The sequence below is a fragment of the Novosphingobium kaempferiae genome, from assembly GCF_021227995.1.
Lineage (GTDB): Bacteria > Pseudomonadota > Alphaproteobacteria > Sphingomonadales > Sphingomonadaceae > Novosphingobium > Novosphingobium kaempferiae.
In genome coordinates, this window is the sequence record NZ_CP089301.1 from 5,300,990 (window position 1) to 5,323,989 (window position 23,000).

The following is a 23,000-nucleotide window of genomic DNA, read 5'->3' on the forward strand; positions in this document are numbered from 1 at the left end:
GGGGACCAATAATGAAGTTCAAGTTCGCTCTCATGCTGGGCAGCGCCTATGCGCTCAGCGCCATGCCCGCGATGGCACAGGCTCCGGCCGAAGAGCCCGGCAGCGACGAGATCGTCGTCACCGGCAAGTATACCATCGACAACAAGATCGACACCGCGACCGGCCTCGGCCTCTCGGTGCAGGAAACGCCGCAGTCGGTCAGCATCATGACCTCGCAGCGCATCCTCGACCAGAACCTCATCAGCGTTAAGGACGTGATCGTGAACAGCGTCGGCGTGTCGGCCAACGAGGTCGACGACGTTCGCAACAGCTTCTTCGCGCGCGGCTTCGAGATCCGCAACACGCAGGTCGACGGCGTCCCCGCCGCCTGGACCCTCGCCGGCGGCAACGGCGAGACCAGCATCGACGTCTCGATCTACGAGCGCGTCGAGATCGTGCGCGGCGCCACCGGCCTGCTCTCGGGCGCGGGCGACCCGTCGGCCTCGGTCAACCTCGTGCGCAAGCATGCCGACGCCACCGAGCTGACCGGCTACGCCAGCGCCAGCATCGGCAGCTGGAACACCTGGCGCCTCTCCGCCGATGTCAGCGGTGCACTTACCTCCGACGGTCGCGTGCGCGCCCGTGCGGTCGGCCGCTACGAGGAAGGCGACTTCTACATGGACATCCAGCACCGCAAGAAGTGGGTGCTGTACGGCGTGATCGAGGCCGACCTGACCGACTCCACGCTGGTCCGCGCCGGCATCAGCCACCAGGACACCAAGCCCAAGGGCGCAAGCTGGGGCGCGCTGCCGACCTTCTACACCGACGGCACGCTGACCGACCTGCCGCGCTCGCAGGCGACGGCCGCCGACTGGACCTACTGGAACTCCACCAACCAGAACATCTTCGCCACTGTCCGCCAGGGCTTCGGCGACCGCTGGAACCTGACGGTCAACTACAACCGCCTGCGCAACACCGGCGACACCCAGCTGCTCTACATGTACGGCGGCGTCGACAAGGCGACCGGCACGCTGGAATCGAGCAACCCCTACAAGTCCAAGGGCGTCAGCACCCAGAACAGCATCGACGCGCAGCTGAAGGGTGAATTCACCCTGTTCGGCCGCGACCACGAAGTCGTCCTCGGCGCGCTGTACAGCGAACTGAAGCGCCACACCGACAACTTCGTTGCACCCTATACCGAGAACAATCCGGCATGGGGCACGGGGCTGAACTCGTGGGCCACGAACACCCCGTTCATCGGCCAGAAGGGCCTGCCCTTCCCCGAGCCGGTCTGGGGCACCACCCCCGTCCGCAACGAGCAGGAGCGCATCGAGCAGACCGGCTACTACGGCGCACTGCGCATGAACGTCGCCGATCCGCTGAAGATCATCGTCGGCGGACGCCTCGCCAGCTGGAACCAGAAGGGCTTCGCCTGGAGCGGCACCAGCGACTATGGCGATGACAACGTGTTCATCCCCTATGTCGGCGCGCTCTACGACATCACGCCGAACCACCGCGTCTATGCCAGCTACACCAAGATCTTCCAGCCGCAGAACCTGCGTGACCGCAATCTGAACCTGCTCGATCCGCTTGACGGCAACGCCTACGAAATCGGCCTGAAGAGCAGCTTCTTCAACGACGCGCTGCAGACCTCGGTCGCGCTGTTCCGCATCGAGCAGGACAACGTCGGCATCACCGACGGCGAGCCGATCGCGGTTCCGGGCACCAACCCGGTCCAGCCGTATCGCGCGGCGCAGGGCGTCACCAGCAAGGGCTTTGAGGTCGAAGTCACCGGCCAGCCGCTCGAAGGCTGGAACGTCAACGCCAGCTACAGCCAGTTCAAGGCCGAGGACGCCAATAACGTCGCCGCGAATCCCGACCAGCCGCGCAAGCTGCTCAAGATCTTCACCACCTACGACCTGCCGGGCTTCCTCGAAGGCCTGACCGTCGGCGGCGGCGTGAACTATCGCAGCAAGAGCTATTCGGACGGCACAAACCCGTACCTCTTCGATGCCGACGGCGACCCCGTACCGTTCCGCTTCCAGCAGAAAGGCTACACCCTGGTCAGCCTGATGGCGCGCTACAGCGTCACCGAGCAGCTGCAGATCCAGGGCAACCTGGAGAACCTGTTCGACAAGAAGTACTACAGCCAGACCGGCTCGTTCAGCCAGTACCGCTACGGCGCGCCGCGCAACTTCACGGTCAGCGCGAACTACAAGTTCTGATCGGCAAGGTCTGATCGGCTACGGGGGGCCGCCGCACATCGCGGCGGCCCTCTTGCTTTCATACGGCCCTTCTCGTCATTGCGAGCGCAGCGAAGCAATCCGTTGGCCATCCGATGCCGCTGGATTGCTTCGCTACGCTCGCAATGACGAACGGAAGGCCTTCTACAAGTCCATCACGCTCGGCTTGCTGGAGCGTTCGATCATCCCCGTCGTCGTCGCGCCGTCCCAGGTGTAGACCGCATGGGCCTGCTGGACGATGGGCCAGTCCTTCGGCCAGTCCGGCGGCAGCACATGCCCGCCGCGCGACCGGGTGTTGGCGAAAGTCCGCCCGCCGATGGCGATGCGTCTGCCGTCCACCGTCTCCAGTTCGCAGGACACGTCCTCCCCGCCCGTCACCAGCCGCCGCAACCAGGGGATGACCACCGGCCGCGCGCCGGTGCGAACTCCGTCCTCGATGATCCACCCTTCGGAATAGCTCGGCGGCTCGCCTTCGCGCGGCGGGTAGGAGTTGAAGCCGAAGGCGCGCCCGTCCGGGAACACGGCGGACTGCCAGCAATGCCCCCAGAACCCCGCGAAGGCGCGGAATCCCGTGCGGCGGATGCGCAGGCCATTGGCCCGGAACGTCCGCGCCTCGCCGTCGATGGTCAGGGTGCCTGTGGCGCGGAACAGCTGTTCGTAGCGCGGGCTCATGTAGTCGCCCTGCTTGCCACCCAGCGCCTCGGCCGCTTCGGGCAGGATCGAGCCCGGCTCCCACGGGATCGCGGCCATCTCCATATCGACGGAGAAGGACACCTCGCTCCACGCGGTCTCGGCGAAGTCCGGGTTATCGAGGATCTCCTGCGCGCTGGTCCGCGCCACCGGCCCTTCGAACGCCACGGTCCAAAGACGGAACGGCTCCACGCACTCGAAGCGCACCGGCCCGGTCCCGCGCACGGTGGGGCGCCCTTGCGCGTCATAGGCGGGATGCGTCTCCCCGTCGCCGCGCCGCGACCACAGGCGACCATCGGCAAAGGCGATGTCGAGCCAGAGTTCGTGCCGGTCCCACTGCGCGCCCACCGCCTCGACGCCGACGCGCATGGCGAAGAGGCCGTTCTCCTCCTCGATCCACACGTTCACCGCATCGCGGATGCCGTCCTCGGGCCTTTCCGCCACGACATGCTCGCGTTCGACCGCGATCCCGCCCGACAGGTCCATCGCTCTCCCTTCCGTCTGTGCGGGAGGGAAGCTGTCATGCGGTGCGGGCGGGGTCACGCGCAGAGGCGCGCGCCGGGGCGATGAGTGGGAAGGCAATCCCCTCCCCCTCGTCATTGCGAGCGCAGCGAAGCAATCCATGTCGGCCCGCACCGCTGGATTGCTTCGCTACGCTCGCAATGACGAACGGATGCGCTAACCGCCCCGCCTCAAGCGTAAGGCGGCTTGTGCATCCCGGTGGGGCTGGTGGTGAAGATCTCGCAGCCGTCCTCGGTGATGCCGATCGAGTGCTCGAACTGGGCCGAGAGCGACTTGTCGCGGGTCACCGCCGTCCAGCCGTCCGAGAGCAGCTTCACCGGCGGCTTGCCGAGGTTGATCATCGGCTCGATGGTCATGAACATGCCGGGGCGCAGTTCCGGGCCGGTGCCGGGGCGACCGGCGTGGACCACTTCGGGAGCGTCATGGAACAGGCGGCCGAGGCCGTGACCGCAGAACTCGCGCACGACGCCGTAGCGGTTCGCCTCGGCATAGGCCTGGATGGCCGCGCCGATGTCGCCCACGCGGTTGCCGGGCCTGGCCTGCTCGATGCCGATCATCAGGCACTCGTAGGTCACGTCGACCAGGCGGCGCGCCTTCAGCGGCACGTCGCCGACGAGGTACATGCGGCTGGTGTCGCCGTGCCAGCCGTCGAGCAGCGGGGTCACGTCGATGTTGACGATGTCGCCGTCCTTGAGCGTCTTTTCCGACGGGATGCCGTGGCAGACGACATGGTTGATCGAGATGCAGCACGAATGCGCATAGCCGCGATAGCCCAGCGTCGCCGGAACAGCGCCGCCCGCGAGGGTCAGTTCGCGCACCTTGTCGTCGATGGCGGCGGTGGTGACGCCCGGCTGCACCATCGGCGCGATCTCGTCGAGGATGCGCGCGGCAAGGGCGCCCGCGCGGCGCATGCCCTCGAAACCGTCGGGGCCGTGCAGCTTGATGGTGCCGTCGCGCAGGAGGTCTTCCTGGCCCGGCTCTACGATCTGGTATTCGGTCATCCGCCCCAGATAGCGCATCGGGGGCGGAATTGCGAGATCATCGGCCAGAAATCAAGGCTTCACCGAAAACGCGCTGCGATACTGGGGCTTCAACGCGGCCATGACCTTGCCCGTCACTGGCAGCGTCACTTCGTAGCTGCCCTCGGCATATGGCCCCGCCTCGTAAGGCGCGACGAGTATGCCGATGCGGTCGAAGGTCTTGCCGTTGGTCGAGCCCAGGATCAGCGTCTGCGCCGTGGGGTCGATGCATTCGGCGAACATGTCGCTGCTATCATGCCGCACCGGTTCGCCACGCTTCTTCTCGCGCTCCTTGTCGAGCGCATTGCAGAACGGCGCCTGCAGGGCGGAGCGCAGCGCGTCCTGCCCGGTGAAGAAGTCCACCGGCTTGCGCGCGGTGTCGGCCCCGCGATCCCAGACCAGCGTGTCGAACCCGCTCATCCCGTGGGCGCCGCCCGAATACTGGTACATCTCGGCGGAGAGCGAAAGCCAACCCGGCAGGTCGGTGACGACCTTCCAGTCCACCTGCATCGAGTGCGCGTGGTAGGGATAGCCGTCCTTCTTCGCCTCCTCCCGGTTCCCGCGCGCGGTGGTGACGAGTTCGCCCTTGGTGTCGTCCAGCTTGCGGTCGAGCATCGCGCGCAGCCCCTCGATCCCGGCGGCGGCATCGGGGTAGGAATAGGCGAACTCGTAAAGCTCGGTCTCCTCCTTTTCGGAGCGGCCTTTGGGCTGCGGTGCGGCTTCGGTCGGGGCCTCGGTCCCGAAATCGAGATCCTGCGCGACGAAAGTCGCGCCGCCTGTAGCCTGCGTCCCGGCATCGCCTGAACCGCTGCATGCACCCGCCAGCAGCGCCAGACCCACCACGATACCGCCAATCCGCATCAAAATACCTCTCGCAACAGGGCTACCGGGAAGGCTAGAGAAATGCGGCATGAGCGACAAGAACGCATTGATCCAGCCCGACCGCGGCCAGAAGGCCGTTTCCATCCACCTCGTCGACAAGGATGGACTGGAGAAATTCGTGAAGGGCCTCGCCGTTCCCCAGCGCGCCGCGCTGGAGGCGAACCGCTTCGACGGCAGCGCGGGCGAATACGCGATCATCCCTGATGGTGACGGCTGGTCCGTGGTCGCGGGCGTGGCCGACACCGCCGCCCTCTCGACCTGGTGCATGGCCAAGCTGGCCGAGAAGCTGCCCGCCGGCACCTACCGCCGCGTCGGCGGGGAGCCGGGCGCGGCGCTGTTCGGCTGGATCACCGGCCAGTACAGCTTCGACCGCTACAAGTCGGAGGCCGAGGACGAAGGCCCGCGCGTGCTGCTGACCGGCGAGCCCGCGCAGATCGACGCCCTGACCGCTGAGGCGGAGGCGGTCATGCTGGTGCGCGACCTCGTCAACACCCCCGCCGAGGACATGGGCCCCGCCCAGCTGGAGGCCGAGGCCGAGGCGCTGCACAAGGCCTTCCGCGCCGAGATTCGCGTGACGCGCGGCGACGTGCTGGAGCGCGACTTCCCGATGGTCCACGCCGTCGGCCGCGCGGCAGGCCGCAGCCATGCGCCGCGCATGATCGAGCTGGAATGGGGCGATCCCAAGCATCCGCGCATCGCCGTGATCGGCAAGGGCGTCTGCTTCGATTCGGGCGGGCTCGACGTGAAGCCGTCCGCAGGCATGCTGCTGATGAAGAAGGACATGGGCGGCGCGGCACATGCCCTCGCCCTCGCCCGCCTCATCATGAGCGCGAACCTGCCGGTGCGCCTGCACATGCTGGTCCCGGCGGTCGAGAACGCGATCTCGGGCAACAGCTTCCGCCCCGGCGACGTGCTGCGCAGCCGGGCGGGCATCTCGGTGGAGATCGGCAATACCGACGCCGAGGGCCGCCTGATCCTCGGCGACGCGCTGACCCGCGCGGGTGAGGACAAGCCGGAGCTGATGATCGACTTCGCCACCCTCACCGGCGCCGCGCGCGTCGCGGTCGGGCCGGACCTGCCCGCCCTCTTCACCCGCGAGGACGCGACTGCCGACGCGCTGCTGGCGGCGGGCAAGGCGGTCGACGATCCCTGCTGGCGCCTGCCGCTGCACGAGGGCTACCGCGAATACCTCAAGTCCGACGTGGCCGACATCAACAACGCCGGCTCCAGCGGCTTCGCGGGCGCGAGCACGGCGGCGCTGTTCCTCGACCGCTTCGTGCCGAAGGGCATCGACTGGGCGCATTTCGACACCTTCGCGTGGCGCCCCACCGCCAAGCCCGGCCGTCCCAAGGGCGGCGACGCCCTCGGCCTGCGCGCGGCATGGCACATGCTGAAGGGCCGCTATGGCTGACCCTCTTCGTCATTGCGAGCGAAGCGAAGCAATCCAGACCTTCGCAAACCGGGCTGGATTGCCGCGCGGCTTTGCCGCTCGCAATGACGAAGGAGGGAGACAGCACCCCGGAACTCCCGAACTTGCGAAAATGTCGTGTCTCGGCTAGGCGCGCGCATCTTTGATTTTGGAGACGCACCCGCGTTGGCTTCTGTGGATTCGTATACTCGCCCTGACCATACGGACGGCATGCTGGTCATGACCGGACCGAGCGTGAGCGCGGATCCCGGCTGCCTTCCCGTGCGCGGCGACCTTGCCCACATCAAGCTGGCGGGCCGCTACTTCGTGCCGCACTACGCCGTGCCCATGCCGCGCACGATCAAGGCGGGCGCAGTGCTGCGGGCCTTCGGCCGCGACGAGGCGGACGCCCTCGCCGACCTGCCCGCCGGAGAGACCTTCAACGTGCTCGACATCGCCGGAAGCTGGTCCTGGGGCCAACTGGGCGAGGACGGCGCGGTCGGCTACGTCGCGCTTTCGGACCTCGAAGCGGCATGACCGCCAGCGTCTTCATCGACGGCGCCGCGGGCACCACCGGCCTCGAGATCGCCGACCGCCTCGCCGGTCGTGCCGAATTCCAGCTCATCACGCTCAGCGATGACCGCCGCAAGGACGACGCCGCGCGCGCAGAGGCGCTGAACGACGCCGACTTCGTGATCCTGTGCCTGCCCGACGACGCCGCCAAGGCCGCCGTCGGCATGATCGCCAACGACCGCACCCGCGTGATCGACGCCTCCTCCGCCCACCGCGTCGCGGCAGGCTGGACCTACGGCTTCCCCGAAGTCGTCGGGCACGATGCAGTGGCGCAGGCGCGCTTCGTCAGCAATCCGGGCTGCTATCCCACCGGCTTCATCGGCCTCGTCGCGCCGCTCGTCCGTGCCGGGCTGCTGCCCGCCGACTGGCCCTACGTCTGCCACGCCGTCTCGGGCTACTCGGGCGGCGGCAAGGCCCTGATCGCGCGCTTCGAGGACGATACCGACATCGCCTTCCGCGCCTACGGCCTCGCGCTCGGCCACAAGCATGTGCCGGAAATGAAGGCGCAGACCGGCATCGGCCACGATCCGATCTTCGCCCCCGCCGTCGTGCCCGCCCATCGCGGCATGCTGGTCGAAGTGCCGCTGCACCTCTCGATGATGCAGGACGCCGGTTCGCCCGACGCCCTGCGCGCCGCGCTCGCCGAATTCTACGCAGGCAGCAAGGTCGTGAAGGTCGAGGCCGACCAGCCCGACGAACTGCTCCTGCGCGGCTCGATGGAGCCCGTCGACACCCTCACCCTGCGCGTGCTGGGCGCGAAGGACGGCTCGCAGGCGCGCCTCGTCGCGATCCTCGACAACCTCGGCAAGGGCGCGAGCGGGGCTGCGGTGCAGAACCTCAACATCATGGCCGGTCTGGAAGAGACGGCGGGCCTGCGGGTCTGACCCTCGCGTCCCGGGCTCGCCCCGGGACCGCTGGCCGTGAACGGCCTACGTCGCGTCAGAGCGCCCGTGAACTCGACTAAATGACACTTCGTCATTGCGAGCGCAGCGAAGCAATCCAGGGCCGACACATGATCCTTGGATTGCTTCGCTGCGCTGGCAATGACGATTCAAGAGGCTTCGGGACGACCCGGAGTCGCGCCCAGCCGTTAGCCGCGCCACAAACACCGCAATGCACAATTTTCGAGCACCCGATGCCCGAATCTTGAACACAAGATTGCCCCGATCCCCCGCATCATATGCGACAGATTGTTTGCTGACCGGGTAAATCGCCCAAATCCGGTCTTTTCGCAGACGCACACTCGTCCTATCAGGGGTACGACCGCATTGGCACGATTCTTGATGGGAATCGCGCGCGAGGCTTCTGGTTCCCGGACCGGCATCCTCAAGAGACAGTCCGGGTGCAAGTGCAGGGGTCCAGGCAGGCGTGAAGAAGATCGAAGCCATCATCAAGCCGTTCAAGCTCGACGAAGTGAAGGAAGCGCTCCACGAAGTGGGCGTCTCGGGCATCACCGTCACCGAAGCCAAGGGTTTCGGACGCCAGAAGGGCCACACCGAACTCTATCGCGGCGCCGAATACGTCGTCGACTTCCTTCCCAAGGTTAAGCTCGAAGTCGTCGTTCCCGACGCGCTGGCGGAGCGCGTGGTCGAAGCCATCGCCGACGCCGCGCAGACCGGCCGCATCGGCGACGGCAAGATCTTCGTCGTCCCGGTCGAAACCGCCGTGCGCATCCGCACCGGCGAACGCGACGACGACGCGCTCTGATCGCAGGATCGGGTCTCGGCGGCATGGGGGCCGTCGCATTCCCGCAACAAGACCAACCCTATCCTCTTTCGGGATCGGAAGAGTAACGCTGGAGAACCAAGAAAATGGCTAGTGCAAAGGACGTCCTCAAGAAGATCAAGGACGAGGAGATCGAGTGGGTCGATCTTCGCTTCACGGACCCGAAGGGCAAGTGGCAGCACCTGACCATGGTCTCGACCGTCCTCGGCGAGGATGAGCTGGAAGACGGCCTGATGTTCGACGGTTCGTCGATCGAGGGCTGGAAGGCCATCAACGAGTCGGACATGATCCTCAAGCCCGACCTCGAAGCGGTCTACACCGATCCGTTCTCGGCCACCCCGATGCTGATCCTGTTCTGCGACATCGTCGAGCCCTCGACCGGCGAACTCTACGCCCGCGACCCGCGCTCGACCGCGAAGCGCGCTGAATCGTTCGTGAAGTCGGCCGGCTTCGGCGACACCGTGTTCGTCGGCCCCGAGGCCGAGTTCTTCATGTTCGACGACGTGAAGTTCTACGACGGCTACGACGGCAACGGCTTCAAGATCGACGACATCGAACTGCCGACCAACACCAACAAGGACTACGATGTGGGCAACCTCGCTCACCGTCCGCGTGCCAAGGGCGGCTACTTCCCGGTCGCTCCGGTCGACTCGGCCGTCGACATCCGCGCCGAGATGGTCTCGACCATGATCGAGATGGGTCTGCCCTGCGACAAGCACCACCACGAAGTGGCCTCGGCGCAGCACGAACTCGGCCTGACCTTCGGCAAGCTGGTCACCACCGCCGACCGCATGCAGATCTACAAGTACGTCGTCCACATGGTCGCACAGGCATACGGCAAGACCGCCACGTTCATGCCCAAGCCGATCATGAAGGACAACGGATCGGGGATGCACACGCATATCTCGATCTGGAACGAGGGTGAGAACACCTTCGCCGGCAACGGCTACGCCGGCCTGTCGGAGACCTGCCTGTACTTCATCGGCGGCGTCATCAAGCACGCCAAGGCCCTGAACGCCTTCACCAACCCGACCACCAACAGCTACAAGCGCCTGGTCCCGGGTTACGAAGCACCGGTTCTGCTCGCCTACTCGGCGCGCAACCGCTCGGCCTCGTGCCGCATCCCCTACGGTGCGGGCACCAAGGCGAAGCGCGTGGAATTCCGCTTCCCCGACGCGATGGCCAACCCCTACCTGTGCTACGCTTCGCTCCTGATGGCCGGCCTCGACGGCATCAAGAACAAGATCCACCCGGGCGAAGCCATGGACAAGAACCTGTACGATCTGCCGCCGGCCGAACTCGCCGAAGTGCCGACCGTCTGCGGTTCGCTGCGTGAAGCCCTCGACGCCCTCGCGGCCGACCACGCCTTCCTTCTCGAAGGCGGCGTGTTCACCGAGGACCAGATCGAAGCCTACCTCGAACTCAAGTGGCCCGAAGTGCTGCGCTGGGAAACCACGCCGTCGGCCGTCGAGTTCGACATGTACTACAGCGCCTGATCCCACGATCAGCGCTGGCGACAAGTTCGCCGAGAGGGGGCGTCCGGAGCAATCCGGGCGCCCCTTTCGCGTTCAGGGCCTGCGATCGGCACCCTGCCTGCGCGCCGATGACAAATCACGATAGCTGGCGGCCGCTGCGCAAATTCCGCTTTCCTACAACATGCCCGCAGGCGTACCTGATCCTGAGCGCTTGAAGTGACCGAGCGCCACCAAGGCGGCACCAAAGCCGCTCCCAAGAACATCGGGTACGCAAACAAGCAGTCCGAACCGGGCGCGATACTGCGCGTGGTCTTTCCAGCGGAGGGCATTTTCCATGAATCGCAAGCCGATCTTCGACGCGGTCCGCAAGATACTGGGCCGTTCCTTCACGCAGGCCGAAGTCAACGCGCTCGACAAGGCCATCGACCAGTCCACCGGCGCGCTTCCCGGCGGCCTCGCCCCCGAACCCACGCCAACACCCGCCCCGGCAGCCAGCGGCCGCAAGCTGGGCGCTGCGGGGGCGAAGCTCATCAAGAAGTGGGAAGGCTGCGAGAAGCGCCTCGCGAACGGCACCTTCGCCGCCTATCCCGACCCCGGCAGCGCCGACGGCAAGCCCTGGACCATCGGCTGGGGCTCGACCGGCGCGGACGTGAAGAAGGGCACGATCTGGACGCAGGAACAGTGCGACGCCCGCTTCGACGTCGACATGGTCAGCTACGTCGATGAAGTGGCGGCTTTCCTCGGCACGGCGGCGACCACGCAGAACCAGTTCGACGCGCTCGTCTCGTTCCACTACAACACCGGCGCGATCCGCTCCTCGACGCTGGGCAAGATGCACAAGGCGGGCAAGTTCGCCGAGGCGAAGGCGCAGTTCGGGCAGTGGATCTACAACGACGGAAAGCCGATGAACGGCCTCAAGAACCGCCGCGCGGAAGAGGCCAAGCTCTACGGGATGCCATGACCGACACGCTCACGCCTGCCCAGCTGATCGACGCGCGCATCGCCGAACTCGGCGACTGGCGGGGTGAGATGCTCGCCAAGGTCCGCGCCTGCGTCCTCGCCGCGCTTCCCGACGTGGTCGAGGAATGGAAGTGGCGCGGCGTGCCCACCTGGTATGCGGGCGGCGGCATCGTCTGCACCGGCGAGACCTACAAGGCTGCGGTCAAGCTGACCTTCGCCAAGGGCGCAGCGCTGCCCGACCCGGCGGGCCTGTTCAACGCCAGCCTCGACGGCAATGTCCGCCGCGCCATCGACATCCACGAGGGGGACGCGCTCGACGACGCGGCGCTGGCGGCTCTGCTCCGGCAAGCGGCGGCGCTGAACGGGGCGAAGAAGAAGCGCTAGGCGTTCAGTGCGGCACCGCCCCCGTCTCCACGCCCGTCTTGTCGTGGAGCGCGAAGCGGTCGACCAGATCGGCGCTCGCCGCGTTGTAGCCCGCCACTTCCACGCTGCGCCCCTCGCGGCGCAGGCGCGCGACGATGCGATCGAGCGCGCCGACTGCCGAGATGTCCCAGAAGTGCGCGCGCGACACGTCGATCACGACATGCGCGGCGTCGGCCTCGTTCTGGAACGCGCGGGTGAACCGCTCCACCGAAGCGAAGAAGATCTGGCCTGAGACGCGGTAGGTCGCGATGCCGCCTGCCTCGCTACGTTCCACCGCGAACAGGCGCTGCACCTTGGCGGCGAAGAACATGCCCGAGAGCAGCACGCCCGTCAGCACGCCGAGCGACAGGTCGCGCGTCGCCACCACCACCGCAACCGTCACCAGCATGACCACCGAGGAGGTCGGCGGATGGCGGCGCAGGTTGGCGATCGAGGCCCAGCTGAACGTGCCGATCGAGACCATGACCATGACCGCGACCAGCGCGGGCATCGGCACCCGTCCCACCCACGGGCCCAGCACCGCCAGCAGGAACAGCAGGAAGGCCCCCGCGACGAAAGTCGAGAGCCTGCCGCGCCCGCCCGAGGTCACGTTGATGACCGACTGCCCGATCATCGCGCAGCCGCCCATGCCGCCGAACAGCGCCGCGACCATGTTGGCACCGCCCTGCCCCATGCATTCGCGGCGCTTGTCGCTGTCGGTATCGGTCATGTCGTCGACGATCTGCGCAGTCAGCATCGATTCGAGCAGGCCGACCGCCGCCATCGTCAGCGAATAGGGCGCGATGATGCGCAGCGTCTCGAAGCTCAGGGGCACCTGCGGCAGCGCGAGGGTGGGCAGCCCTTCGGGCAGGCGGCCCATGTCGCCCACGGTGTTGACCGGAATGCCGAGCCCGATGGCGAGCACCGTCAGCACCAGGATCGCCACCAGCGGAGACGGCACCGCCTTCGTGACGCGCGGGAACAGATAGATGATCGCGAGCCCGCCCGCGACCATCGCGTAGGTCTGCCAGCCCACGCCAGTAAGCTGCGGCAGCTGCGCCATGAAGATCAGGATGGCGAGCGCGTTGACGAACCCGGTGATGACCGAGCGCGAGACGAACTGCATCACGAGATTGAGCCGCAGCAGCCCGGCGATCACCTGGAACACGCCCATCAGGATGGTCGCGGCGAACAGGTATTCGACGCCGTGCTCGCGCACCAGCGGGCCGACCAGAACCGCCACGGCGGCGGTGGCGGCGGAGATCATCCCCGGCCGCCCGCCGATCAGCGACACGACGATGGCGATGGCGACCGAGGCATAGAGCCCGACGCGCGGGTCCACGCCCGCTATGATGGAGAAGCCGATGGCCTCCGGGATCAGCGCGAGCGCGACGACGATACCGGCGAGCACGTCGCGGCGCGCGGTCGCGCCGTCGCTGAACCACTGCCGGCGGTAGCGGGTGAACTGTTCTGACATGGAAATTCCACAACAAGGCACATGGCGCAGCGGGCTGCGCTTGGTTTCAAGGTCATGTGTGATGTTGTCCGGCGGATCGGCGGCCGGAATAGCCATCCGGAATTGCACCGGATCCTTGCGAGTACGCCGCTGTTAGCGGAAATGCGTCGAAGTCCGCAAGGGCTAGAAACGCCGGTGGTCGTGCCCGTCGATCAGGTCGCAGGTGCCGCGAAAGGCGTAAGGCGCGGTGCCGACGATGGAAATCTGCCCGCTGGTGCGGTTGATCGTCAGCTTGGGCTTGTTGAGCCCGTTCAGCCTGTAGGCGCCTGAAATAACGTCGCGCCCGAGCGACACGTCGTAGATATCCCACCATGCCCCGTCTCCACGCGAATGGATCGGCGGGATGAGCTTCTTCGGCAGCTTGATACGCCCGCCGCCCGGCCAGAGCTGTATCATCACCGAGGCATCGAACTGCTGCGCGGTCATGTCCACCCGGTTGCCGTAGACATAGCGGTCCTTGTCGCGATCCCAGGTCCAGCCGTTGCTGTTGACGACACCCGACCGCTGCCCGTCTCCAAAGCAGACGAGGCCCAGTTCGACCTGCTGCCCCTGGACCTCGACGTATCCGGTCCCGGCGGCGGCAAAGCTCGGACTTTCGCGCGTCGGCGCAGGGCGACCGAAACCTATGTCGGGATGGCGACCACGGTCATCTGAACCATGATGCGCGTCGCCGGCGCGCTCGGCCTCTCCGCAATCGGGTGCGGGGCTCGATGTGATCGCGTCGTAGCGACCATCATATGTCGCCACCGTCACGCACTGGTGGTTGGCGGGGTTCCAGTAGTAGCTCCACTTGCGATCGTCGCCTTCCTGCAGGCGCACGAAACGATAGCCCCGCGCCTTGAGCTGGGTTTCGCCGCTCGATCCGCGAGCCCCGACCAGATCACGCAGTTCGGGAGGGGTCTGGGCAGACAGAGCCGTGGGAAGCAGGCCGATGATCGCGAAAAGCATCAAACGCTTTTGGTGCATGGTGATCGCCGCCCGTCCACATGGTTCTGCGAGGCGGATTTATGCCCTGCTCCGCCCCTGCCAATCAAGCGAAACGAACGGTTGTCGCACGCGGGATGTCGCACGCGCGACGCGCCCTCAGCCCTTGATCGCGGGCATTCCGTCCTTGGGGCCGGTCGCGCCCTTGCCTGCGCCGGGATTGGCGACAGCGGCGGCGATCAGGCGGTCGTGTTCGGTGGCCGAGATGCGCTCCCAGCCCGCGCGGCCCAGCTTTTCCATCGGGCGATAGCGCACCTTGTACTGCATCCGCGCCGAGCCTTCGACCCAGTAGCCGAGGTAGACGTAGCCCAGCCCCATCTCGTTCGACCGCTGGATGTGGTCGAGGATGATGTAGTTGCCGAGGCCCTGCCGCATGCTTTCGGGATCGTAGAACGAATAGATCATCGAGAGCCCGTCGCACTGGCGGTCGGTCAGGCAGGCGCCGACGAGGCGGCCCGGGGTCACGCCGTCTGCGGACGGCTCACGGTATTCGATGACGTAGCTGGTGACGGGCGTGTGCTCCACCATGTCGGCGAAGTCGACCTCGTCCATCGTTGTCATGCCGCCTTCGGGGTGACGCACCGCGAGGTAGCGCTGGAGCAGGTCGAACTGCTCGCTGGTGGACCAGGGGCGGCAGACCGTGGCGACGAGGTCTGCATGCGCCTCAAGCGTGCGCTTCTGCGTCCGCGAGGGCTGGAATTCCGAAGCGACGACGCGGACCGAGACGCAGGCGTTGCAATCGATGCAGGAAGGGCGGTAGGCGACCGTCTGGCTGCGGCGGAAGCCGATGCGGCCCAGCGCATCGTTCAGCGAATCGGCGTGCGGGCCCTTGAGTTCCGTGAAGACCTTGCGCTCGCTGCGGCCAGGCAGGTACGGACACGGCGCCGGGCTCGTTACGAAAAAGCGCGGAAATCGAACGGGCGCGGTCACCTAACTGGGTCTTCCTCTAGCGTTGTGGCCGGCTCTCAGGTCCGTCTGCTCATGCAAATATGCATACGGGCTCAGCCTGTTGCGAGTCATTTAACCACAAAAACCGACCGTCCGGAGGCAAAATCGCACCGAAGCGGCACCATCGAGGGCCCCGCGTGTCAATTCGGGGCGGCTCGATGGTGTAATCGTTACTACTCGGTCTCGACCAGCTTCACCTCGTAGCCCTCGCGCCGCAGGGCGGAGACAAGGGTTTCGAGTTGCTGCTTGTCGCGCGCCTCGCACTCGATCTCGGTGACGAGACCCTTGGCGGGCAGGTGCGTGAAGATGCGCTGGTGGAAGACCTCGATGATGTTGACGTTGTGTTCGTGGAACACCTTCGCCACCTTGAACAGCGCACCGGCGCGGTCCTGCAGGCCGATCCGCAGGCGTGCGAGGCGGCCCGAGCGGGCGAGGTCGCGCAGCAGCACGTTCGCCAGCAGGCGCGTGTCGATGTTGCCGCCCGAAAGCACCATGCCGACCTTGCGGCCCGCGAACAGTTCCCGGTTGTTGATGACGGCGGCAAGGCCCGTGGCGCCCGCACCCTCGACCAGCGTCTTCTCGATCTGGAGCAGCAGGCACAGCGCGCTCTCGACCGACGATTCGCTGACCAGCAGGAACTCGTCGAGCAGCGGGCGGAGCACCTTGGAGGTCATCAGCCCGGGCGCGATCACCGCGATGCCCTCGGCCAGCGTATCGCCGCCGATCGGCAGGTTGGTGCCCTTGAGCAGATTGTACATCGACGGGTAGAGCTGCGCCTCGACGCCGATCAGGCGGATGTCCGGGTTGATGTCGCGCGCGATGGTGCCCATGCCCGAGGACAGGCCGCCGCCGCCGACCGGAAGCACAAGCGTGTCCAGTTCGGGGGCATCTTCCAGCATCTCCAGCGCCACGGTGCCCTGCCCGGCGGCGACGTGCGGGTCGTCGAAGGGGTGGACGAAGGTCAGGCCAAGCTCACCCTCCAGCTTGCGCGCGTGGGCGTAGGCCTCGTCGAAGCTCTCGCCCTCCAGCACGACCTTGCCGCCGACGCTCTCGGTCTGCATGACCTTCACGGTCGGCGTGGTCTTGGGCATGACGATGGTGACAGGCACGCCGAGGCGTGTGCCGTGGTAGCTGAGGCCCTGCGCGTGGTTGCCCGCCGAGGCCGCGATGACGCCGCGGGCCTTGCGCTCTTCCGGCAGCTGCAGCAGCGCGTTGAGCGCACCGCGCTCCTTGTAGGCGGCGGTGAACTGCAGGTTCTCGAACTTGAGCCAGATGTCGCAGCCGGTGATCGCGCTGAGCGTGGCGCTGTACTCGGTCGGCGTGCGCACGACCTTGCCCGAAATTCGCTCCGCCGCCGCGCGAACGTCGGCTGCGGTCAGCGGGGCGTCGGAAACGTCCGCGGGAGCGATGTTGAGCAGAGTCTGGTCCATAGAACCGCGCGACTACCGGATTGCGCGATGAATTGAAAGCGCAGTCGCCTCCACGTGCATGGATGCACGAGCCATGGCGGTTTGCTTTCGCGCAAAAGGCGCTAGAACGCCCTCATGACCGAGCAGACCGTCTCCCCAGCGCCCGCCCCCGCGACCCCGCCGCGTAAAGTCTCGATGATCGGCCTCGGCACGATGGGCGGCGCGATCGCGCGGCATATCGCCGAAGCCGGGCACGAGCTGACGATCTACAACCGCACGCCCGAACGCGCGCGCAAGTGGCGCGACGCCAACCCCGGCCTCGCCCACCGCATCGCCGCCAACCCGGCCCACGCGGCGCAGGACGCCGACGTCGTCATCACCTGCGTCGGCAACGACGATGACCTGTCCGACGTCGTGCTCGGCCCCAACGGCGTGTTCCGCATGCTCAAGAAGGGCGGCACCTTCATCGACCACACCACCGTCTCGGCCCGCATCGCCCGCCAGATCTCGGTCGAGGCGCGCGACCTCAAGATCCACTGCGTCGACGCGCCGATGACCGGGTCGCAGATCGGCGCGGAAAATGGCACCCTCACGCTGATGTGCGGCGGGCGGGACGACGCGCTGGAAGCGGCGCGTCCGATCATGGAGAGCTATTCCAGCCGCATCGTCCACGTCGGCAAGGCGGGTTCGGGCCAGATCGCCAAGATGGCCAACCAGATCTGCATCGCCGGCAACGTGGCCGCGCTGGCAGAGGCAGTGCGCTTCGCGCAGGCATCGCACCTCGACATGGAAAAGGTCTACGAGGCGATCTCGGGCGGGGCGGCGCAGTCCTGGCAGATGGACAACCGCTGGAAAACGATGGACGCGGGCGAGTTCGACTTCGGCCTCGCGATCGACTGGATGAGGAAGGATCTCGGTCTCAGCCTCGAGGAAGGACGCGGGCTCGGCGTATCGCTGCCGATCGCGGCGCTGGTCGACCAGTTCTTCTCCGAAGTGCAGGCCCAGGGCGGCGGGCGGCTCGATACGAGCGCCATCATCAAGCGCCTGCCGAAGAAGGGTAGCCAGTGAATTTGAAGATTGCGGCAGCCATCGCGCTGCTTTCCGGCACCACGGCGCTGGCCACGCAGGCCCGCGCCGACATCCTCGTCGACAACGTCGAAGGTCTGACCCCTGACGGCAACGGCGGGGTGGAGCGCTTCGAGGGCTTCCTGATCGGCCCTGACGGTCACATCCTGCAGGTGTTCCACAAGGACGAAAAGCGCCCCAAGAAGGTCGATTACAAGGTCGACGGCAAGGGCCGCATCCTCGTGCCCGGGATGATCGACGCGCACGGCCACGTCATGGAGACCGGCTTCGCGAAGATGACGCTCGACCTGTCGATGGCGAAGTCTCTGGATGAGGCCCTGTCGCGCATCGCGGCGTGGACGGCGGCGCACCCGGATGCGCCGTGGATCCTCGGCGGCGGCTGGAACCAGGCCAACTGGGGTCTGGACCGCATGCCGACCGCCGCCGAACTCGACGGCGCGACCGGCGGCAAGCCCGCGTGGCTCATGCGGATCGACGGCCACGCCGGATGGGCCAACTCTGCCGCGCTCTCGGCAGCAGGCGTCACCGCGGCTACCGCCGACCCGGCGGGCGGCGAGATCGTGCGCGTCGCGGGATCGAAGGCCCCGGCGGGCGTCCTCATCGACGGCGCCACCGCGCTGGTCGAGAAGAAGCGCCCCAAGGCCCGCCCCGAGGATGCCGACACCGCCTTCGGCGAGGCGCAGTTGCAGTTCCTGGCGGCGGGCGTCACCACCGTCGCGGACATGGGCACCTCGATCGAGGACTGGCAGACCTATCGCCGCTCCGCCGACAAGGGCCAGCTGCGCATGCGCGTGGTCGCCTATGCGGGCGGGATCGACGCGATGACACTGATCGGCGGGCCGGGCCCGACGCCCTGGCTCTACAACGACAAGCTCAAGATGAACGGGGTGAAGCTCTACCTCGACGGCGCGCTGGGTTCGCGCGGGGCGTGGCTCAAGGCGCCTTACGCCGACGATACCGCCACCAAGGGCCTGCCGCAGATGAGCGGCACCCAGCTCGGCAACCTGATGAGCCGCGCCGCGATGGACGGCTTCCAGGTGGCCGTCCACGCAATCGGCGACGAGGCCAACGCGACCGTGCTCGATTCGATCGAGGAACTGTCGCAGACCTACAAGGGCGACCGCCGCTGGCGCATCGAGCATGCGCAGATCGTCGACCCCGCCGACATCCCGCGCTTCGGTCGCAACGGCACCATCGCCTCGATGCAGCCGCAGCACGAAGCCTCGGACCGCACGATGGCAGAGGCCCGCCTCGGCCCGCAGCGGCTGGCCGGGGCCTATGCGTGGAAGTCCATCGCCGCGACCGGCGCGAAGCTGGCGTTCGGCTCCGACACCCCGGTCGAGCCCGCCCACCCGTTCGAGGGGCTGGCGGTGGCGATCAGCCGCACCGGCGCGGACGGCCAGCCCACCGGCGGCTGGCAACCGCAGGAGAGCCTCCCGCGCGAGGCGGCGCTGGCCGCCTACACCACCGGCGCGGCCTACTCCCTGTTCGCCGAAGACCGCCTCGGCCGCATCGCGAAGGGAATGCGCGCGGATTTCCTGTTCGTCGATCAGGATCCCATGACCGCCGACCCGCAGGTGCTACGCGGCACGAAGGTGCTGGAAACGTGGATCGGCGGGCGACTGGCATGGTCGGCCGCGCAGGACGGCGGCAAGGCGGGCGTGCGGCGGTAAGGGCTCTCCGCCCCACTGCCCGTCGCCCCTGCGTAGGCAGGGGCCCATCGCTTCTCTCGTCACGACACCTTGCTCACTGCGAGGCAGCTAGCCCGGGATAAGCCCCTGCCTGCGCAGGGGCGGCGGGGTAAATCTGGCTTGTCGGGAGTTAGAGCGCTCCAAAGGGCTGAAGCCGCTTCACACACCCTGCCATTCGAGCCCGCCGGGCAAGTCGAACGCCGCGTAGTCCACCTGTAGAACGCGCCTGCTTGCCGGTTCCCGCGCCGCTTCGGAAGCGTGCAGGATAAGCGTGGAATACATCCACACGTCGCCCGCCTCCGCCAGACAAACCTTCGTCCCGTAGCGCTCCACGACCTCGGCGATATCCTGAACCGGCACCATGCCTGCAAGATGCGATCCCGGCGCGATCAGCAACGGCGCGTTGCCCGGATGAACGTCATCCAGATGGACGCGGATCGTCACCATCCGCGCCAGCAGTTCGACCGGCGGCGCGACATGGATCATGCCCTGCTTGACGGTCCATGGGCCGAATCCCGCGACTTCCCGCCGCGCCTTCACGCAGATCGTCCGGTCCTGATGCCAGGCGAGCGACCAGTTCGTCGCGGACGTCTTGTTGAACAGGACCGCTCGAACGGGTCTGGCCGACTGGCCGAGCAAGCTGGCGGGACGCATACCCACGCAGCCATCAGCGGCCAACATCTCCCGCAGCGGCCTTATTCCATGAAGGCGAACCCCGGCATTGTCGGCAGGCAAGCCAGAGAGGCTGCGCTCCAATTCGGCCATGCTGGACGCGAGCGCCCCTCGCAACCGCACGGCACCTGTAGTTGCGAAATCGTCTGTCAGACTATCCATGCCCATGGGTTAGGCATCGGAATAGATGAGCACAAGGCGAGCGCCTTGCCGCCGGGAGCTTCGACAAGGTCAGCCTGAGCGGGTTTGGAGGTGGTTGGTGGGGAGTGGGCAGTGCCCCCTCGCAGCGTCTTAGCCTGGCTCCGCTCAGGCTGAGCTTGTCGAAGCCCACCCCCAACGGCAGTTTCAATCGTTCAACTTCACCGCCAGGCAGGCCCGGAACGTTCCGCTGTCCGCGTCCTCGCGATGCCAGATCTCGACCACTTCGTAATAGGCAAAGTAGCCGCCCACGTCCTTGGAGATATTCTCACCCACCCGAGGCAGAAAATCAAACGAGGCGACGAACAGCGGAGCGTCGTCGCTCTCCTCATTTCCAAAGACCTCGACGGGGATCATACCCTCACTCCGCCGCGGCGTGTCCGGCTTCCTTGGCGGCTTCCTCGATGGCCTTTTCCTCGGCCGCGCGTTCCTTCGCGTCGCGGCGTTCGGTGAACCACATCAGTATCAGCGTGCCTTCGAACAGCATGAGCAGCGGGATCGCCAGCAGCAGCTGCGAGACGACGTCCGGCGGGGTCGCCACGGCGGCCACGATGAAGACGCCGACGATCGCGTAGCGGCGCGCGGCGACGCACTGGGCGCGCGTCACCATGCCGGCGCGGTTGAGCAGCATCAGCAGCACCGGCAGCAGGAAGCTGATGCCGAACGCCAGGATGAACTGCATCACGAGCGCGAGGTAGTCACCCGTGCCCGGCAGCGCCTCCAGCTTGAGACCGCCCTTCTCGCCCTCGAACGCCAGGAAGAAGTGGAAGGCCGTCGGCATCACCACGTAGTACGCCAGCGCGGCGCCCATGGTGAACAGCACCGGAGTCGCGATGAGGAAGGGCAGGAACGCCTTCTTCTCCTTGGCGTAGAGGCCGGGGGCGACGAACTGCCAGATCTGGTTGGCGATCACCGGGAAGCTGACGAAGAAGGCCGCGAACATCGCGATCTTCACCTCGACGAAGAAGGCCTCGTACAGCTTCGTGTAGATCAGCTTGCCCTGCCCGGGCGGGAACGCCTCGGTCAGCGGGCGGACGAGGAACGAGAAGATGTCCCCTGCGAAGTAGAAGCACACCGCGAACGCCACCGCGAAGGCCAGGAAGGCGCGCAGCAGGCGGCCGCGCAGCTCGATCAGGTGGTCGAGCAGCGGCGCCTGCGTGTCGTCGATGTCGGAGATGCGGAAGGGCTGCATGGCGTGAAACTCAGGGCGGCGGGGGCGGCAGGTGCAGTTCGGCCTGCTTGGGTTCGGCTTTGGGCTCCGCCGCAGGCTCGACCTGCGGTTCCACGGCCTCCTCGGGCGCGTGTTCGGAGACCGATGCCAGCGGCGGCTGCATGTCGTCGGCAGTGGGGTTCACGGTCGAATCCATCGAAGGGAGCTGCGGGCTCGCCTTCATGATGGCCACGTTCTGCTCACGCCACTTGCGCTCCATCTCCTCCAGCTCGGCCTCGCGCACCATGGCGTCGATGCCGGACCGGAAGTGGTTCGACATCTTGCGCATCTTGCCGATCCAGCGACCGGCCGTGCGCAACGCCATCGGCATGTCCTTGGGACCGATGACCACGACCGCCACGATGACGATCATCAGCAGCTCGGATGCGCCTACGTCGAACATCCCCGATCAGGCCCGGTTTCTCAGGCCTGTTCGTTCTTGGTTTCAGTCGTCGTGGTCGGCGCGGGATCGGCCTTCTGCGACGAGATCTGGGCGGCGGGGGTCGAGTTGGAAGCCTTCTTGGCCTCTTCCTCGTTCATGCCGTCCTTGAAGCTCTTGATGCCCTTGCCGAAGTCACCCATGATTTCCGACACGCGGCCGCGTCCGAACAGCACGAGCACGATCACGAGAACGATCAGCCAGTGCCAGATCGAGAAGCTACCCATAACCTCAACTCCAAAACATGCGGCCGATTCCGACCGTTCATAGGGGGCATGTAGGCGCTTTGACGGCAAGTTGCCAGCCCGTCATGGTTCTGTCCTTCGACGGTCGCACCTCAGTCGTCTTCGGGCTGCGCCTTGTCCGAAGCGCCCGGTTTTCCGCCACCGAGCACGGATTCGATCATGTCCTCGTCCACCGGATCGAGCAAGCCCGCCGCACGCAATTCGTCGATGCCCGGAAGCTCGCGCAGGGAGGTAAGTCCGAAATGGTCGAGGAATACCGGCGTCGTCGCATAGATCACCGGTCGCCCCGGCACCTCGCGCCGCCCGGCCACGCGCACCCAGCCCGCCTCCATCAGCACGTCGAGCGTGCCCTTGGCGGTCTGCACACCGCGGATCGCCTCGATCTCGGCGCGGCTGACGGGTTCATGATAGGCGACGATGGCGAGCACTTCGGTGGCGGCGCGCGACAGGCGGCGCAGATCCTCCTTCTCGCGGCGGAGCAGGTGGGCAAGATCGGGCGCGGTCTGGAAATGCCAGCGCCCGCCCCGCTCGATCAGCTGGACGCCCCGACCGGCATAGTGCCGCTGGAGTTCGGCCAGCGCCGGAAGCACGGTCGAGGCCTTCTCGCCGAAGCCAAGATGCAGTGCGAGCTGCTCGGCGCTCAGGGGCTCCTCGGCGGCGAACAGGGTCGCCTCCACCGCCCTCAGCACATCGTCGGTGCCGTTCAGTACACTATCCGTCACCG

Annotated in this window: 23 protein-coding genes and 1 other annotated feature; of the genes, 10 read left to right on the forward strand and 13 right to left on the reverse strand. The window is 66.8% G+C overall.

The features are described from left to right. Positions 1–11: 11 nt before the first annotated feature. Positions 12–2,204 carry a TonB-dependent siderophore receptor gene (locus LO787_RS24085; RefSeq protein WP_232493485.1) on the forward strand — a complete coding sequence of 731 codons (2,193 nt, stop codon included), beginning with the start codon at positions 12–14 and terminating at the stop codon, positions 2,202–2,204. Positions 2,205–2,366: 162 nt separating this feature from the next. Here the strand turns inward: LO787_RS24085 and LO787_RS24090 are convergent, their stop codons facing one another. The 3 genes from LO787_RS24090 to LO787_RS24100 all read right to left on the reverse strand — a co-directional run bounded on the left by LO787_RS24090 (position 2,367) and on the right by LO787_RS24100 (position 5,314). Then, on the reverse strand, positions 2,367–3,455 hold the full coding sequence (locus LO787_RS24090; RefSeq protein ID WP_232493486.1) for a hypothetical protein: 1,089 nt from the start codon (positions 3,453–3,455) through the stop codon (positions 2,367–2,369). 149 nt (positions 3,456–3,604) lie between these two features. After that, positions 3,605–4,435, reverse strand: coding sequence for a type I methionyl aminopeptidase (gene map, locus LO787_RS24095; protein WP_232493487.1), 831 nt, complete (start codon positions 4,433–4,435; stop codon positions 3,605–3,607). A gap of 51 nt (positions 4,436–4,486) precedes the next feature. Then, a complete protein-coding gene (locus LO787_RS24100; protein WP_232493488.1) occupies positions 4,487–5,314 on the reverse strand; it encodes a DUF4163 domain-containing protein in 828 nt (275 codons plus the stop codon). 49 nt (positions 5,315–5,363) lie between these two features. Between LO787_RS24100 and LO787_RS24105 the strand changes: the two genes are divergently transcribed. The 7 genes from LO787_RS24105 to LO787_RS24135 all read left to right on the forward strand — a co-directional run bounded on the left by LO787_RS24105 (position 5,364) and on the right by LO787_RS24135 (position 11,860). Beyond that, positions 5,364–6,746, forward strand: coding sequence for a leucyl aminopeptidase family protein (locus LO787_RS24105; RefSeq protein ID WP_232493489.1), 1,383 nt, complete (start codon positions 5,364–5,366; stop codon positions 6,744–6,746). A gap of 228 nt (positions 6,747–6,974) precedes the next feature. Then, a complete protein-coding gene (locus LO787_RS24110; protein ID WP_232496413.1) occupies positions 6,975–7,280 on the forward strand; it encodes an SH3 domain-containing protein in 306 nt (101 codons plus the stop codon). Next, positions 7,277–8,200, forward strand: a complete 924-nt coding sequence (argC, locus tag LO787_RS24115; RefSeq protein WP_232493490.1) for an N-acetyl-gamma-glutamyl-phosphate reductase — start codon at positions 7,277–7,279, stop codon at positions 8,198–8,200. Before LO787_RS24110 ends, argC begins: the two co-directional genes overlap by 4 nt. 484 nt (positions 8,201–8,684) lie before the next feature. After that, a complete protein-coding gene (locus tag LO787_RS24120; protein ID WP_008832116.1) occupies positions 8,685–9,023 on the forward strand; it encodes a P-II family nitrogen regulator in 339 nt (112 codons plus the stop codon). A gap of 104 nt (positions 9,024–9,127) precedes the next feature. Then, entirely contained in the window at positions 9,128–10,537 is a 1,410-nt protein-coding gene (gene glnA, locus LO787_RS24125) for a type I glutamate--ammonia ligase (protein ID WP_232493491.1), read from the forward strand. A 313-nt stretch (positions 10,538–10,850) separates the two neighbouring features. Beyond that, positions 10,851–11,477: a lysozyme gene (locus LO787_RS24130; protein WP_232493492.1), complete on the forward strand. Its 627-nt coding sequence runs from the start codon at positions 10,851–10,853 to the stop codon at positions 11,475–11,477. Then, complete coding sequence (locus LO787_RS24135; protein ID WP_232493493.1) at positions 11,474–11,860, forward strand: DUF1801 domain-containing protein; 387 nt, start codon at positions 11,474–11,476, stop codon at positions 11,858–11,860. Before LO787_RS24130 ends, LO787_RS24135 begins: the two co-directional genes overlap by 4 nt. Positions 11,861–11,864: 4 nt before the next feature. Here LO787_RS24135 and LO787_RS24140 read toward each other — a convergent pair whose 3' ends face one another. The 4 genes from LO787_RS24140 to LO787_RS24155 all read right to left on the reverse strand — a co-directional run bounded on the left by LO787_RS24140 (position 11,865) and on the right by LO787_RS24155 (position 16,756). Further along, positions 11,865–13,355, reverse strand: coding sequence for a SulP family inorganic anion transporter (locus LO787_RS24140; protein WP_232493494.1), 1,491 nt, complete (start codon positions 13,353–13,355; stop codon positions 11,865–11,867). A gap of 62 nt (positions 13,356–13,417) precedes the next feature. Then, positions 13,418–13,473: a sequence feature (sul1 is cis-regulatory element that is thought to sense ions involved in sulfur or methionine metabolism; They are found in Alphaproteobacteria), on the reverse strand. 44 nt (positions 13,474–13,517) lie between these two features. Beyond that, a complete protein-coding gene (locus LO787_RS24145; RefSeq protein WP_232493495.1) occupies positions 13,518–14,342 on the reverse strand; it encodes a hypothetical protein in 825 nt (274 codons plus the stop codon). Positions 14,343–14,477: 135 nt separating this feature from the next. Then, positions 14,478–15,308: an arginyltransferase gene (locus LO787_RS24150; RefSeq protein ID WP_232493496.1), complete on the reverse strand. Its 831-nt coding sequence runs from the start codon at positions 15,306–15,308 to the stop codon at positions 14,478–14,480. Positions 15,309–15,499: 191 nt separating this feature from the next. Beyond that, on the reverse strand, positions 15,500–16,756 hold the full coding sequence (locus LO787_RS24155) for a threonine ammonia-lyase (RefSeq protein ID WP_232493497.1): 1,257 nt from the start codon (positions 16,754–16,756) through the stop codon (positions 15,500–15,502). A gap of 114 nt (positions 16,757–16,870) precedes the next feature. Here LO787_RS24155 and LO787_RS24160 point away from each other — a divergent pair, with 114 nt between their 5' ends. Together LO787_RS24160 and LO787_RS24165 are read left to right on the forward strand one after the other, a co-directional pair. Next, positions 16,871–17,803: an NAD(P)-dependent oxidoreductase gene (locus LO787_RS24160; RefSeq protein WP_232493498.1), complete on the forward strand. Its 933-nt coding sequence runs from the start codon at positions 16,871–16,873 to the stop codon at positions 17,801–17,803. After that, positions 17,800–19,494, forward strand: a complete 1,695-nt coding sequence (locus LO787_RS24165) for an amidohydrolase (protein WP_232493499.1) — start codon at positions 17,800–17,802, stop codon at positions 19,492–19,494. The genes LO787_RS24160 and LO787_RS24165 overlap by 4 nt, the downstream gene beginning before the upstream one ends. Before the next feature lie 177 nt (positions 19,495–19,671). Here the strand turns inward: LO787_RS24165 and LO787_RS24170 are convergent, their stop codons facing one another. The 6 genes from LO787_RS24170 to scpB form a co-directional block, all read right to left on the reverse strand. Then, complete coding sequence (locus tag LO787_RS24170) at positions 19,672–20,277, reverse strand: phytanoyl-CoA dioxygenase family protein (protein ID WP_232493500.1); 606 nt, start codon at positions 20,275–20,277, stop codon at positions 19,672–19,674. A gap of 252 nt (positions 20,278–20,529) precedes the next feature. Further along, entirely contained in the window at positions 20,530–20,739 is a 210-nt protein-coding gene (locus tag LO787_RS24175; protein ID WP_232493501.1) for a hypothetical protein, read from the reverse strand. A 4-nt stretch (positions 20,740–20,743) separates the two neighbouring features. Then, positions 20,744–21,574: a twin-arginine translocase subunit TatC gene (gene tatC / locus LO787_RS24180; protein WP_232493502.1), complete on the reverse strand. Its 831-nt coding sequence runs from the start codon at positions 21,572–21,574 to the stop codon at positions 20,744–20,746. A gap of 10 nt (positions 21,575–21,584) precedes the next feature. After that, positions 21,585–21,995 carry a Sec-independent protein translocase protein TatB gene (gene tatB, locus LO787_RS24185; RefSeq protein ID WP_232493503.1) on the reverse strand — a complete coding sequence of 137 codons (411 nt, stop codon included), beginning with the start codon at positions 21,993–21,995 and terminating at the stop codon, positions 21,585–21,587. Between the two features lie 20 nt (positions 21,996–22,015). Further along, positions 22,016–22,258 carry a twin-arginine translocase TatA/TatE family subunit gene (locus LO787_RS24190; RefSeq protein ID WP_232493504.1) on the reverse strand — a complete coding sequence of 81 codons (243 nt, stop codon included), beginning with the start codon at positions 22,256–22,258 and terminating at the stop codon, positions 22,016–22,018. Positions 22,259–22,368: 110 nt separating this feature from the next. After that, positions 22,369–22,998, reverse strand: a complete 630-nt coding sequence (gene scpB, locus LO787_RS24195; protein WP_232493505.1) for an SMC-Scp complex subunit ScpB — start codon at positions 22,996–22,998, stop codon at positions 22,369–22,371. Between the last annotated feature and the right edge of the window lie 2 nt (positions 22,999–23,000).

What these genes read in the sequence shown, in the direction of transcription:
- LO787_RS24130 (WP_232493492.1), top strand. Translation starts at nt 10,851, where the DNA reads ATGAATCGCAAGCCGATCTTCGACGCGGTCCGCAAGATACTGGGCCGT.
- LO787_RS24170 (WP_232493500.1), bottom strand. Translation starts at nt 20,277, where the DNA reads ATGGCCGAATTGGAGCGCAGCCTCTCTGGCTTGCCTGCCGACAATGCC.
- LO787_RS24110 (WP_232496413.1), top strand. Translation starts at nt 6,975, where the DNA reads ATGCTGGTCATGACCGGACCGAGCGTGAGCGCGGATCCCGGCTGCCTT.
- LO787_RS24160 (WP_232493498.1), top strand. Translation starts at nt 16,871, where the DNA reads ATGACCGAGCAGACCGTCTCCCCAGCGCCCGCCCCCGCGACCCCGCCG.
- argC (WP_232493490.1), top strand. Translation starts at nt 7,277, where the DNA reads ATGACCGCCAGCGTCTTCATCGACGGCGCCGCGGGCACCACCGGCCTC.
- LO787_RS24190 (WP_232493504.1), bottom strand. Translation starts at nt 22,258, where the DNA reads ATGGGTAGCTTCTCGATCTGGCACTGGCTGATCGTTCTCGTGATCGTG.
- LO787_RS24140 (WP_232493494.1), bottom strand. Translation starts at nt 13,355, where the DNA reads ATGTCAGAACAGTTCACCCGCTACCGCCGGCAGTGGTTCAGCGACGGC.
- LO787_RS24175 (WP_232493501.1), bottom strand. Translation starts at nt 20,739, where the DNA reads ATGATCCCCGTCGAGGTCTTTGGAAATGAGGAGAGCGACGACGCTCCG.
- glnA (WP_232493491.1), top strand. Translation starts at nt 9,128, where the DNA reads ATGGCTAGTGCAAAGGACGTCCTCAAGAAGATCAAGGACGAGGAGATC.
- map (WP_232493487.1), bottom strand. Translation starts at nt 4,435, where the DNA reads ATGACCGAATACCAGATCGTAGAGCCGGGCCAGGAAGACCTCCTGCGC.
- LO787_RS24105 (WP_232493489.1), top strand. Translation starts at nt 5,364, where the DNA reads ATGAGCGACAAGAACGCATTGATCCAGCCCGACCGCGGCCAGAAGGCC.
- tatB (WP_232493503.1), bottom strand. Translation starts at nt 21,995, where the DNA reads ATGTTCGACGTAGGCGCATCCGAGCTGCTGATGATCGTCATCGTGGCG.
- LO787_RS24085 (WP_232493485.1), top strand. Translation starts at nt 12, where the DNA reads ATGAAGTTCAAGTTCGCTCTCATGCTGGGCAGCGCCTATGCGCTCAGC.
- LO787_RS24145 (WP_232493495.1), bottom strand. Translation starts at nt 14,342, where the DNA reads ATGCTTTTCGCGATCATCGGCCTGCTTCCCACGGCTCTGTCTGCCCAG.
- LO787_RS24100 (WP_232493488.1), bottom strand. Translation starts at nt 5,314, where the DNA reads ATGCGGATTGGCGGTATCGTGGTGGGTCTGGCGCTGCTGGCGGGTGCA.
- LO787_RS24135 (WP_232493493.1), top strand. Translation starts at nt 11,474, where the DNA reads ATGACCGACACGCTCACGCCTGCCCAGCTGATCGACGCGCGCATCGCC.
- LO787_RS24155 (WP_232493497.1), bottom strand. Translation starts at nt 16,756, where the DNA reads ATGGACCAGACTCTGCTCAACATCGCTCCCGCGGACGTTTCCGACGCC.
- tatC (WP_232493502.1), bottom strand. Translation starts at nt 21,574, where the DNA reads ATGCAGCCCTTCCGCATCTCCGACATCGACGACACGCAGGCGCCGCTG.